Consider the following 11,977-nt stretch of genomic DNA (forward strand, 5'->3'; position numbering starts at 1 on the left):
TAGTGTTTCGGTGGTCATAGCGTGAGGGAAACGCCCGGTTACATTCCGAACCCGGAAGCTAAGCCTCACAGCGCCGATGGTACTGCAGGGGGGACTCTGTGGGAGAGTAGGACGCCGCCGAACAATCATTCTGGAGAAGCCCCCGCCGGTCATCGGTCGGGGGCTTCTCTGTTGTAAGGTCGACATGCAGTAGTTGCCAGACGTGACAGGAGGCCCCCGGGTGGAGGTCCAGGAGACGCGGGTCCAGACCGATCGCGTCCTCACCATCCCCAACCTGCTGAGCATGGGCCGGCTGGTCGGTGTTCCGCTCTTCCTCTGGCTCATTCTCTGGCCGGTGTTCGACGGACCGAACAACGACGGTTGGGCCTTGCTGATTCTGATGCTCAGTGGCATCAGTGATTACCTGGACGGGAAACTCGCCCGGAGGTGGGGTCAGATCAGCCGGGTGGGGCAGCTGCTCGACCCGCTGGCGGACCGCCTCTATGTGTTCTCCACCCTGGTCGGCCTGACCTGGCGTGAGATCCTGCCGTGGTGGCTGACGGGGATCCTGTTGGCCCGTGAGGTGTTTATCGCGGCGCTCCTGCCGATTCTCAACCGGCACGGCTACGGGCCGTTGCAGGTCAGTTTCCTGGGGAAGGCGGCGACATTCAATCTGATGTACGCCTTTCCGCTTCTGCTGCTCGGCTCCGGCGACAGTTGGATTGCCCAGCCGGCCGAGATCGTGAGCTGGGCGTTCATCTGGTGGGGCACCGTTCTGTACTGGTGGGCCGCGATTCTCTACGCGGTCCAGGTGCGACAGATCATCCGCGGCGGCGCGGGCTCCTCGGTGTCCACGGTCTGAGACGTGATCTGAGAGAATTCCCACGGCGCCACGGTGCGTCGGACGATACCTTCCGGGTAGACCACCTCTGGAACGGTTTGATGGACCCGCAGGGCCCACCACCGCGAAGGAGGACGCACCCGTAATGAAAGCCGTTGTTATGGCAGGGGGCGAAGGCACTCGGCTTCGCCCGATGACCTCCAGCATGCCGAAGCCGCTGCTTCCGGTCGCCAATAGGCCGATCATGGAGCACGTGCTTCGGCTGCTGAAGCGGCACGGTCTCTCCGACACAGTCGTGACCGTCCAGTTCCTGGCCTCACTGGTGAAGAACTACTTCGGTGACGGTGAAGAGCTGGGCATGCATCTCACCTATGCGAACGAGGAGACGCCACTCGGCACTGCGGGGAGTGTCAAGAACGCCGAGGACGCTCTTAGGGACGACTCCTTTCTGGTGATCTCCGGCGACGCGTTGACGGACTTCGACCTCTCGGAATTGATCGAGTTTCACCGCAGTAAGAACGCACTGGTCACCGTCTGTCTCACCAGGGTGCCGAATCCCCTGGAGTTCGGGATCACGATCACCGACGACGAGGGCCGGGTCGAGCGCTTCCTGGAGAAGCCGACCTGGGGCCAGGTCTTCTCGGACACCGTGAACACCGGCATCTACGTGATGGAGCCCGAGGTCTTCGACTACGTCGCGGCCGGCGAGTCCGTGGACTGGTCGAGTGACGTGTTCCCGCAGTTGCTCAAGGAGGGCAAGCGGGTCTACGGGTACGTGGCCGAGGGCTACTGGGAGGACGTGGGCACCCACGAGAGCTACGGCAAGGCCCAGGCGGATGTCCTGGAGGGCAAGGTCGACGTCGAGCTCGACGGGTTCGAGATCTCCCCGGGCGTCTGGGTGGCCGAGGGCGCCGAGGTGGACCCGGAGGCCGTGCTCCGCGGCCCGCTGTACATCGGCGACTACGCCAAGGTCGAGGCCGGCGTGGAGATCCGCGAGCACACCGTGCTCGGCAGCAACGTGGTGGTGAAGCGGGGCGCCTTCCTGCACAAGGCGGTCGTCCACGACAACGTGTACGTCGGGCCGCAGAGCAATCTGCGCGGCTGCGTCGTCGGCAAGAACACCGATGTGATGCGGGCCGCGCGGATCGAGGACGGCGCGGTGATCGGGGACGAGTGCCTGGTCGGCGAGGAGTCGATCATCGCGGCCAACGTCCGGGTCTACCCGTTCAAGACCATCGAGGCCGGCGCGGTCGTCAACACCTCGGTGATCTGGGAGTCCCGGGGGCAGGAGCACCTGTTCGGGGTGCGCGGAGTCTCCGGCATCCTCAACGTCGAGATCACCCCGGAGCTGGCCGTCCGGCTGGCCGGGGCGCACGCGACGACCCTGAAGAAGGGGGCGACCGTCACCATCGCGCGTGACCACTCGCGTGGTGCGAGAGCGCTCAAGCGGGCGATGATCTCCGCCCTGCAGACCAGCGCGATCGACGTCCGCGACCTGGAGAACGTGCCGATGCCGGTGGCCCGGCAGCACACGGCGCGGGGCAGCGCGGGCGGGATCTTCCTGCGGACCACCCCCGGGGTGCCGGACTCGCTGGACATCCTGTTCTTCGACGAGCGCGGGGCCGACCTCTCCCAGGCCGGCCAGCGCAAGCTCGACCGCGTCTACGCGCGCCAGGAGTACCGGCGGGCCTTCCCCGGCGAGATCGGCGACCTGACCTTCCCGTCCAGCGTCTTCGACTCCTACGCGGGCAACCTGCTGCGGGCCGTGGACACCACGGGCGTGCGGGAGGCCGGGCTGAAGGTGGTCGTGGACACCGCGCACGGCAGCGCGGGGCTCGTCCTGCCCAGCATCCTCGGCCGGCTCGGGGTGGAGGCGCTGACCGTCTCCAGCGGGCTGGACGAGGCGCGGCCGACCGAGGACGCCGAGGAGCGGCGGGCCGGGCTGGCGCGGCTCGGCGAGCTGGTCGCCTCCTCGCGCGCCGCCTTCGGCGTGCGCTTCGACCCGGTGGGCGAGCGGGTGGCCTTCGTGGACGAGCTGGGCCGAGTGATCGACGACGACCGGGCGCTGCTGGTCCTGCTGGACCTGGTCGCGGCCGAGCGGCGGAGCGGTCAGGTGGCGCTGCCGGTGACGACGACCCGGATCGCCGAGCAGGTCGCGGCGTACCACGGCACGCAGGTCATCTGGACCACCACGACGCCGGACGACCTGGCCAAGGCGGCCTCCACCGAGGGCACGGTGTTCGGCGGCGACGGGCGCGGCGGTTTCGTGGTGCCCGAGTTCAGCGGGGTGCTCGACGGGGCGGCGGCGTTCGTCCGGCTGGTCGGCCTGGTGGCCCGCACCCAGCTCACGCTGAGCCAGATCGACGCGCGGATCCCGCAGGCGCACATCCGGCGGCGGGACATCGCGACGCCGTGGGCGGCGAAGGGCATGGTGATGCGCTCGGTGGTCGAGGCGGCCGGCAGCCGGCGGCTGGACACCACGGACGGCGTCCGGGTGGTCGAGGCGGACGGGCGCTGGACGCTGGTCCTGCCGGACCCGGCCGAGGCGGTCACCCACCTGTGGGCCGAGGGCCCGGACGACGCGGCGAGCGAGGCCCTGCTCGACGAGTGGGCGGCGGTGGTGGACGGCGCCGGGCGGTGAGCCCGGGGTGAGCCCGCGGCGGGGCGGGGCGGCCGGTGCCGCCCTGCCCCGCTGTCCGTTTCGGGTGGTTGGTCGCGGTCCGCCCGGTTTGGCATGTCCGCTGGTCAGGGGGCGTGCGCGGGTGCCTCGTGCGACATGGGACGATGGTCCGCATGTCAGCGACGCCGGGGCAGGGTGCCAGCAGTGGACGGTACAACCGTCCGGACGCCTCGATGTCGCTGCTGACCAATGTCATGGACCACAGCCTGGACGAGGGGTACGCCGAGGCGGCGGCCGCGCGGGGCGGGGACGGGCCGTACCGGATACCGGGGACGGCGCGTGGCCTGCTGACGCTGGGGGCCGGGCTGGCGCTCGTCGGCGCGGTCGTCACGGTCGGGGCGGTGAACGCGCACAAGGCGGAGCCGACGCTCGCCAGGGAGCGCGACGCCCTGATCCACCGGATCAACGACGCCAACGGCGCGGCCGACCACCTCCAGCAGCAGGTCCAGGACCTGCGCCGGAAGGTCGAGAACACCCAGCAGCAGGCGCTCGCCTCGGGCGACGCCGACTCGGCGGCGGTGGCCGGCGCGGTCGGCCTCGGCGAGGTGACCGGACCCGGTGTGAAGCTGGTGGTGGAGGACGCGCCCGGCACCGGTGCCGGCGGGAACGTCGACCCGCGCGCCGGGCAGGGCTTCTCCAACAGCGGACGGCTGCGCGACCGGGACCTCCAGCTGGTGGTGAACGGACTCTGGGCCTCGGGCGCGGAGGCCGTCTCGATCAACGGGCAGCGACTCACCGCGCTCTCGGCGATCCGCGCGGCCGGTGAGGCCGTGCTGGTGGACAACCGGCCGCTGGTGCCGCCGTACACCGTGCAGGCGCTCGGGGACGGGCCCAAGCTGGTGGGCGCCTTCGAGAGCGCCATGGCGGGCCAGTACCTGCGGCTGCTGCAGGAGAGGCACGGCATCAAGTCGACCATCTCGGCGCAGAAGAGCCTCACCCTGCCCGCCGCCGTCGGCGTCACGCTGCGGACCGCCCAGCCCGCCACCCCCGAGGCCTCGCCGACCGCGGGTGCGACCGGGAGTCCGTCGGCGAGCCCGACCGGGACCTCGACCGGCGGCCCCGGCGCGAGCCCGGCTGCGACGGGAAGCGCGTCCGCGAGCCCGTCCGCCGAGGCGTCGCCGTCGGCGAAGGCGAGCGGGAAGCGCTCGCCGAGTGCCCCGGCCAGCAGAAGCACGACCTCCCGCCCGACCACCGCGACCACCAGCGGGTCGTCCTCCGCAGCGACAGGAGCAGCTACACCGTGATTGCCGTACTGGGTCTCGTGATCGGGGTCGTCGTCGGACTCTTCGTCCAGCCCGAGGTGCCCGACGCCGTGGTGCCCTACCTGCCGATCGCGGTGGTGGCGGCGCTGGACGCGGTGTTCGGCGGCGTTCGCGCGATGCTGGACGGGATCTTCGACGACAAGGTGTTCTTCGTCTCGTTCCTGTCCAACGTCGTGGTCGCGGCGCTGATCGTCTTCCTCGGCGACCAGCTCGGCGTCGGCTCGCAGCTGTCCACGGGCGTGGTCGTCGTCCTCGGCATCCGCATCTTCTCCAACGCCGCGGCCATCCGGCGCCATGTCTTCCGTGCCTGAGCCGGACCGCGGGCGCGCGGCGGAGGAGAAAGTGGACGGATCGGCGGGAGAAGTTGTGCAGGACGCGAAGCGCGGGGAAGGACCCGGGAGCGAGGCGGTGACCGCCGCGCCGGTCGAGGAGGCCGTGGTGCGCAAGGCCCTCCCGGCGGCCCCCGCGGCAGTGCCCGAGGCGGTGCCCGACCGGCCCGCGGACGCTCCGCGCACCGGGTCCGACACCGAGCCTGAGGTCGAGACCGCCCCGCGCGCTCCCGAGCGCGCCCCCGCGGTGATGCCAGCGCCCGCGCGTGCGCCGGAAGTGGCGGCGGAGGCGCCCGGTGCGGACTCCGCCGCACCGGAGCCGGAGAAGGCACCGGAGTTCGCGAAGGCGCCGGAACCCGGCAGGGCGCCGGAACCCGAACGGGAGCCGGAGCCGGAAGAGGAGCAGGAGGCCGAGGACGACCAGGAGGAGCCCGAGCACGCGCCGATGTCGGTGTCGGCCCAGACGGTCGACCGGCACGCCGGACGGCGGCGGCTGATGGCCGCGCTGTGGCCGCCGCGGGTGTCGCGCGGTCAGCTGGTGGTGGCCCTGCTGCTGTTCTCGCTCGGCCTGGGGCTGGCGATCCAGGTCCGCTCGACCAACGACCACCACAGCCAGCTGCGCGGCGCGCGGCAGGAGGACCTGGTCCGGATCCTCGACGAACTGGACAGCCGGCAGCAGCGTCTCCAGCAGGAGAAGGCGGAGCTGGAGCAGTCCCTGGCCAAGTTGGAGAACAGCTCCAACCAGGCCAAGGAGGCCCAGGAGCAGACCAGGAAGAAGGCGACGGAACTCGGCGTCCTCGCCGGGACCGTCCGGGCCACAGGTCCGGGCATCGTACTGACGGTCGATGATCCCCAAGGGCAGGTGAAGGCAGATATGCTGCTGGACACCCTGCAGGAACTCCGAGCGGCGGGGGCGGAGGCGATTCAGATCAACGATGTGCGCGTGGTGGTCAACACCTACTTCACGGACGTGTCCGGCGGTGTGCAGATCGACGGCAAGAAGGTCTCGGCGCCCTACCGCTTCACCGTCGTGGGGAATCCGCAGGACCTCACGCCCGCGTTGAACATTCCGGGAGGTGTGGTCCGTACCCTGGAGAGCCACCAGGCGCGCGCGACGATCTCCCAGCAGCAGAAGGTGGTCGTCGACGCCCTCGTCGATCCGAAGACGCCGCAGTACGCCAAGCCGGCTCCGAAGTGACCGTCACGTTCGGAGTGCCATTCCAGCCGGCCCGATCCACGACCGGGCCCGCACCCTGTCCGAGGTTCCCACCCTGCCCCACGGGCGGGTCTGTCACACGCAAGGGGATTCGCCCGTGAGTTTCTTCTCGAAGTTGTTCGGTCGTAACAAGGGCCGCGACGCGGCCGCGGCGGAGGCGCCCACCGCGCTGCACCGCCGGGACGACGAGCCCGCCGTGCCGGGCATGCGCTCCGCCCCCGAGGGCGGCGAGTACGCCGAGCGTCCCCTCTACCGGGACGGGGGAGCCCAGTACGCGGGGAATCAGGCGGGCTACGGCGCGTCGGTTGACCCCTCCGGCGCCCCGCGCATAGGTTTCCCGACAGGACCCTCAACCTCTGGTGGAGGGTTTGCTCCGGACCCGTACGCCGGGCACAACCCGTCGGGTGTGCCGCGCCAGGAGGCTGTGAACATGGCTGGCCCCACTCCGTGCCCCAGGTGCGGCAACCCGAACCCGGCCTCGGCGCGGTTCTGCTCCAACTGCGGTACGGCGCTGCGGGGCGGGCTGCTGCCCGAGGGGTCGGCCGAGACCACCTCGACCATCTCGATCTCCGGCCTGGAGTCCTACGACCCCAACACCACGACCGGGACCGGCACGCCGGCGCTCTCGGCCGAGGTGCTGGCCGCGATCGACGCGCTGCCCCCGGGCTCGGCGCTGCTGATCGTCCAGCGCGGCCCGAACTCCGGCAGCCGGTTCCTGCTGGACTCGGACAAGACCACGGCGGGTCGCCACCCGCAGGGCGACATCTTCCTGGACGACGTCACGGTCTCCCGCAAGCACGTGGAGTTCCGCCGGACGCCGGGCGGCGGCTTCACCGTCGCCGACGTCGGCAGCCTGAACGGCACCTACGTCAACCGGGAGCGGATCGACGAGGTCGCCCTGAACAACGGCGACGAGGTGCAGATCGGGAAGTACCGGCTGGTCTTCTTCGCCAGCCACAACCGGGGGTACTGAAACCAACGTCGGCAGGAGCCCGAGTGAGTACGAACACCCCTTCCTCTCCTCTCGGGGCGGCCACCCCCGCGCTGTCCGGTCCCCGGCCGGACCAGGGCGCGCGGGGGGTGGTCGCGGCCCCCAGGCAGCCGGTCCGGCCGGACCGGCCCGCCGGGCGGCGGCGCGGTGCTGACGAGCTGTTGAGCATCGGCGCCGTGCTGGCCTTCCTGCGCGACGACTTCCCCGAGGTCACCATCTCCAAGATCCGCTTCCTGGAGGCGGAGGGGCTGGTCGAGCCGCAGCGCACGCCCTCGGGGTACCGCAAGTTCAGCCCGGCCGACGTCGAGCGGCTGGCCTACGTGCTGCGGATGCAGCGCGACCACTACCTCCCGCTGCGGGTGATCCGCGAGCACCTCGACGCGATCGAGCGCGGCGAGAGCCCGCCCGCGCTGCCCGCGGCCGCGGACACCCGGCCCGGGCCGGTGGAGGAGGCGGACCGCGAGCTGACCGCCTCGGCCGAGGCCTCCGCCGGGGTCCGGCTGGGCCGGGCCGAGCTGCTGGCGGCCGCCGAGTCCGGCGAGGCCGAACTGGCCGAGTGGGAGTCCTACGGGCTGGTCGCGCCCGGGCCGGACGGCGGCTACGACGGCGAGGCGCTGCAGGTCGCCCGGCTGGTCGCCGAGCTCGGCCGGTACGGGCTGGAGCCGCGCCACCTGCGGGCCATGAAGGCCGCGGCGGACCGGGAGATCGCGCTGGTCGAGCAGGTCGTGGCGCCGCTGCGGCGGCACCGCAACCCGCAGACCAGGGCGCACGCCGAGGCCACCGCCCGGGAACTCGCGACGCTGTCCGTCCGGCTGCACGCGGCGATGGTCCAGGCCGGTCTGCGGATCCGTTCATAACCCCCGCCCCTCCGCGGCCACCGCCCTGACCAGCGGCGTCGGCGCTGCGCTTTCATATCCGGGTCGGGAGCCATAGGGTTGCCTGTGTGAATGAGCTCGACGTCGTGGGTGTCCGGGTGGAGATGCCTTCCAACCAGCCGATCGTGCTGCTGCGGGAGGTCGGTGGCGATCGGTACCTGCCGATCTGGATCGGCCCCGGCGAGGCGACCGCGATCGCCTTCGCCCAGCAGGGCATGACGCCGGTGCGCCCGCTGACGCACGACCTGTTCAAGGACGTCCTGGAGGCGCTCGGCCAGCAGCTCACCGAGGTCCGGATCACCGATCTGCGCGAGGGCGTCTTCTACGCCGAGCTGGTCTTCGCCGGCGGGGTGGAGGTGAGCGCCCGGCCGTCCGACGCGATAGCGCTGGCGCTGCGCACCGGTACGCCGATCTACGGGAGCGAGGAGGTGCTCGCCGAGGCGGGCATCGCGATCCCGGACGAGCAGGAGGACGAGGTCGAGAAGTTCCGCGAGTTCCTCGACCAGGTGTCGCCGGAGGACTTCGGCGGGGGCGGCCCGCAGTAGCGGCGCGGTGCGGCCCCGGGTCGCTGCGGGACCGGCCGGAGGGCCGCTGTCCCGCAGCCGTTGCGTTTGTTTTGCCAAAACGCTCCCACCTACCCACACTAGGGGCACGAAAAACCACCCTCCTGAGTGACGCGGTCTGTTCGGCTCGGCGTGGCGATCGTTGACGGGCCATAGGGGACTGCCTACCGTCAGGAGGGGCTGCCCGGGTGTCCGATCGCCCGCGGCCCGGGTTGCCCGCAGCACGAGTGGACGGAGGTAGGCATGACCGGCACTGGCGATGAAGTGGCCGCGGGAGGCCTGTGCGCCGTACACCTGCCGCGCACCGCCCGCACGGTGACCGAACTGCCCCGGACGGCGGAGCTGCCGAGGGTGGGCCGGTTCCCGGCGGTACAGCCCGGCCAGCCGGCCCTGGAGCGGCTCTCGCCGACGTCCGAGCTGATCGGCTACCGGGGACCGACCGCCTGCGCGGCGGCCGGGATCACCTACCGCCAGCTGGACTACTGGGCCCGCACCGGCCTGCTGGAGCCCAGCGTGCGCTCGGTGTACCCGGCGAGCAGCCAGCGGCTCTACAGCTTCCGCGACATCCTGTTGCTGAAGATCGTCAAGCGGCTGCTGGACGCCGGCGTCTCGCTGCAGAACATCCGGGTGGCGGTCACCCATCTGCAGGCCGCCGAGATCGCCGATCTGGCCGGACTGACGCTGATGTGCGACGGCGCGACGGTGTACGAGTGCACGACGCCCCAGCAGGTGGTCGACCTGATGAAGGGCGGCCAGGGGGTCTTCGGGATCGCGGTCGGCGCGGTCTGCCGGGAGCTGGAGCTGACCCTGGTGCGGCTGCACGCGGAGCGCACCGACACCGGCGAGACGGTGGTCGGCCAGGACCCTGCGGACGAGCTCGCGCAGCGGCGCAACCGGGCGGTCTGAAGGGGTCACCGAGTGACGCCGTGGGCCCGGACGGGGAACCGTCCGGGCCCACGGCGTCGTCGTGCCCGGTGACATCCGACGAGGGAGGGCACGTGCGGTTCGGATCCGGGATCCCCGGCCTGCTGGCGCGCCGGGCGGTGCGGCTCGGCCTGCGGCTGCGCCGGCGGCCGGCGCAGCGGCGGCTGTTCCAGCTGGTGACGGTCGGCTGCGCGGCGGCGCTGGCGCCCAGTGCGTGGCTCTGGCTGGCGGCGGGGGACCGAGTGGGCACGGTGGCGAGCGCGCCCCCGGCCCCGGTGGCGGTGGTGTTCGGCGCCGGGCTGTTCGACGGCAAGCCCTCGCCGTACCTGGCGCACCGCCTGGACGCGGCGGTGGAGCTGTACGGGGCGGGGAAGGTGCAGGCGATCCTGGTGACCGGTGACAACGGCCGGGTGAGCTACGACGAGACCGACGCGATGCGCGGCTACCTGATCGAGCACGGGGTCCCGGAGGCGCGGGTGGTCGGCGACTACGCGGGCTTCGACACCTGGGACTCCTGCACCCGGGCGCACCGGATCTTCGGGGTGGACCGGGCGGTGCTGGTGAGCCAGGACTTCCACGTCCGCCGGGCGCTGGCGCTCTGCGAGGCGGCGGGCATCGAGTCGTACGCGGTGGGGGTGCCGGAGGTGCGGGACGCCACCTGGCTGTACGGCGGGCTGCGGGAGATCCCGGGGGCCGGGAAGGCGGCGCTGAACGCCTGGCTGCGGCCGGACCCGCTGTTCCTCGGCCCGAGCGAGTCGGGCATACCGCGGGCGCTGGCGGAGGCGGGCCGGGAGCAGGCGGCGCGCTGAGGCCGGCGCCGGGTTCGGCGGTGTTGTCGGACCCGTGCGGCATGATCGGCAGGTGCGGTCACTGCCGAGCATCATCCACCTCGACATGGACGCCTTCTTCGCGTCGGTGGAGCAGGCGGCCAAGCCGAGCCTGCGCGGCAAGCCGGTGATCGTCGGCGGGCTGGGCGGGCGCGGGGTGGTCGCGACCGCCTCCTACGAGGCGCGGCGGTTCGGGGTGCACTCGGCGATGCCGATGGCCCAGGCACGCCGGCTCTGCCCGAACGCGGCCTTCCTGGCCGGCCGCTTCGAGGCGTACCGGCAGGTGAGCGAGCTGGTGATGGCGCTGCTGCGGGAGCTGTCGCCGCTCATGCAGCCGCTGAGCCTGGACGAGGCGTTCGTGGACCTGGAGGCCGGTCCGTACGGCCCGGCGCTGGCCGAGGCGGAGCACGGCACGGGGGAGCGGCTGGTGCTGGCCCTGGCGGAGGACCTGCGGGCGGACATCGAGCGGCGCACCGGGCTGACCGCCTCGGTCGGCGCGGCCGGGTCCAAGCTGATGGCCAAGATCGCCTCGGAGCGGGCCAAGCCGGACGGGCTGGTGCTGATCGAGCCGGGCGAGGAGCGGGCGGTGCTCGGGCCGATGCCGGTACGGGCGCTGCCGGGGATCGGTCCGGCCACCGAGCAGGTGCTGCGCCGGGCGGGGCTGAACACGGTGGCCGAGCTCGCCGAGGCGGGTGAGACGGAGCTGGTGCAGCTGCTGGGCAAGGCGCACGGGGCCGGCGTGTACCAGATGTCGATAGGCCTGGACGACCGGCCGGTGGTGGCCGACCAAGACGCCAAGTCGGTCTCGGTGGAGGACACCTTCGAGGTGGACCTGGCGGACCGGGACCGGGTGCTGCGCGAGGTGGAGGCGCTGGCGCTGCGCTGCGTGCGGCGGCTGCGCGGGGCCGGACGCTCGGGGCGGACGGTGGTGCTGAAGGTCCGGCGCTTCGACTTCTCGACGCTGACCCGCTCGGAGACGCTGCGCGGCCCGACGGACGACGGGACGGTGATCGTGGAGACGGCCCGGCGGCTGGTCTCGCAGGTGGACATCACGGGCGGGGTGCGGCTGCTGGGCGTCGGTGTGGCGCAGCTGGCCGACTACACCCAGGAGGACCTGTTCGCGCAGGCCGTCCGGGAGGAGGCGGAGGCCGCGGCGGCGGCCGGGGCCGGCCCGGAGGAGGAGCCGGAGGAGGCCGAGGAGGAGGCCGCGGTGGTGCGGCGCTGGCTGCCCGGGCAGGACGTGCACCACGCGGAGCTCGGGCCGGGGTGGGTGCAGGGGAGCGGGGTGGGGCGGGTGACGGTGCGTTTCGAGACGCCGTGGAGCGGGCCGGGGCGGGTGCGCACCTTCGCGATCGAGGACCCGGCGCTGGAGCCGGCCGGACCGCTGCCGCTGCGCGAGGGGTGGCCGGTCGCGCCGGAGGAGGCCGAGGACGAGGAGTAGGGCGGGGCGGGACGCGAAGCGGCCCCACCCGGCAGGGGGGCCGGGTGGG

At 72.3% G+C, this 11,977-nt stretch carries 10 protein-coding genes, 1 rRNA gene and 1 pseudogene; all 12 read left to right on the plus strand.

The window, feature by feature from the left end; all coding sequences use genetic code 11:
* The first annotated feature begins 6 nt into the window (after nt 1-6).
* The 12 genes and pseudogenes from rrf (at nt 7) to ACFC0B_RS26010 (ending at nt 11,928) form a co-directional block, all read left to right on the plus strand.
* A 5S ribosomal RNA gene (gene rrf / locus ACFC0B_RS25955) occupies nt 7-123 on the plus strand.
* A 97-nt stretch (nt 124-220) separates the two neighbouring features.
* Nucleotides 221-841 carry a CDP-alcohol phosphatidyltransferase family protein gene (locus ACFC0B_RS25960; RefSeq protein ID WP_376090353.1) on the plus strand — a complete coding sequence of 207 codons (621 nt, stop codon included), beginning with the start codon at nt 221-223 and terminating at the stop codon, nt 839-841.
* A 124-nt stretch (nt 842-965) separates the two neighbouring features.
* Nucleotides 966-3,461 carry a sugar phosphate nucleotidyltransferase gene (locus tag ACFC0B_RS25965; RefSeq protein WP_376090356.1) on the plus strand — a complete coding sequence of 832 codons (2,496 nt, stop codon included), beginning with the start codon at nt 966-968 and terminating at the stop codon, nt 3,459-3,461.
* Nucleotides 3,462-3,604: 143 nt separating this feature from the next.
* Nucleotides 3,605-4,549, plus strand: a pseudogene (locus tag ACFC0B_RS25970) (DUF881 domain-containing protein); the annotation flags it as partial.
* Between the two features lie 191 nt (nt 4,550-4,740).
* A complete protein-coding gene (locus ACFC0B_RS25975) occupies nt 4,741-5,073 on the plus strand; it encodes a small basic family protein (RefSeq protein WP_344340336.1) in 333 nt (110 codons plus the stop codon).
* A 268-nt stretch (nt 5,074-5,341) separates the two neighbouring features.
* Nucleotides 5,342-6,289: a DUF881 domain-containing protein gene (locus ACFC0B_RS25980; RefSeq protein WP_376090800.1), complete on the plus strand. Its 948-nt coding sequence runs from the start codon at nt 5,342-5,344 to the stop codon at nt 6,287-6,289.
* Nucleotides 6,290-6,737: 448 nt separating this feature from the next.
* Nucleotides 6,738-7,280: an FHA domain-containing protein gene (locus tag ACFC0B_RS25985; RefSeq protein WP_376090360.1), complete on the plus strand. Its 543-nt coding sequence runs from the start codon at nt 6,738-6,740 to the stop codon at nt 7,278-7,280.
* Nucleotides 7,281-7,459: 179 nt separating this feature from the next.
* A complete protein-coding gene (locus tag ACFC0B_RS25990; protein ID WP_376090803.1) occupies nt 7,460-8,155 on the plus strand; it encodes a MerR family transcriptional regulator in 696 nt (231 codons plus the stop codon).
* Nucleotides 8,156-8,241: 86 nt separating this feature from the next.
* A complete protein-coding gene (locus tag ACFC0B_RS25995; protein ID WP_030062493.1) occupies nt 8,242-8,718 on the plus strand; it encodes a bifunctional nuclease family protein in 477 nt (158 codons plus the stop codon).
* 261 nt (nt 8,719-8,979) lie between these two features.
* Nucleotides 8,980-9,642, plus strand: coding sequence for a MerR family transcriptional regulator (locus ACFC0B_RS26000; RefSeq protein WP_376090364.1), 663 nt, complete (start codon nt 8,980-8,982; stop codon nt 9,640-9,642).
* 122 nt (nt 9,643-9,764) lie between these two features.
* The gene (locus ACFC0B_RS26005; protein WP_376090806.1) at nt 9,765-10,469 is read left to right on the plus strand and encodes a vancomycin high temperature exclusion protein; all 705 of its coding nucleotides are present in this window, start codon (nt 9,765-9,767) and stop codon (nt 10,467-10,469) included.
* Between the two features lie 52 nt (nt 10,470-10,521).
* Nucleotides 10,522-11,928, plus strand: coding sequence for a DNA polymerase IV (locus ACFC0B_RS26010; RefSeq protein WP_376090367.1), 1,407 nt, complete (start codon nt 10,522-10,524; stop codon nt 11,926-11,928).
* Nucleotides 11,929-11,977: the final 49 nt, after the last annotated feature.

It is taken from the genome of Kitasatospora sp. NPDC056184, assembly GCF_042268405.1.
In the GTDB taxonomy this organism is placed as follows: Bacteria; Actinomycetota; Actinomycetes; order Streptomycetales; family Streptomycetaceae; genus Kitasatospora.

Bases quoted from the DNA above. Each gene is read 5' to 3' on its own strand.
- ACFC0B_RS25965 (WP_376090356.1), top strand. From the start codon at position 966: ATGAAAGCCGTTGTTATGGCAGGGGGCGAAGGCACTCGGCTTCGCCCG.
- ACFC0B_RS25980 (WP_376090800.1), top strand. From the start codon at position 5,342: ATGCCAGCGCCCGCGCGTGCGCCGGAAGTGGCGGCGGAGGCGCCCGGT.
- ACFC0B_RS26000 (WP_376090364.1), top strand. From the start codon at position 8,980: ATGACCGGCACTGGCGATGAAGTGGCCGCGGGAGGCCTGTGCGCCGTA.
- ACFC0B_RS25985 (WP_376090360.1), top strand. From the start codon at position 6,738: ATGGCTGGCCCCACTCCGTGCCCCAGGTGCGGCAACCCGAACCCGGCC.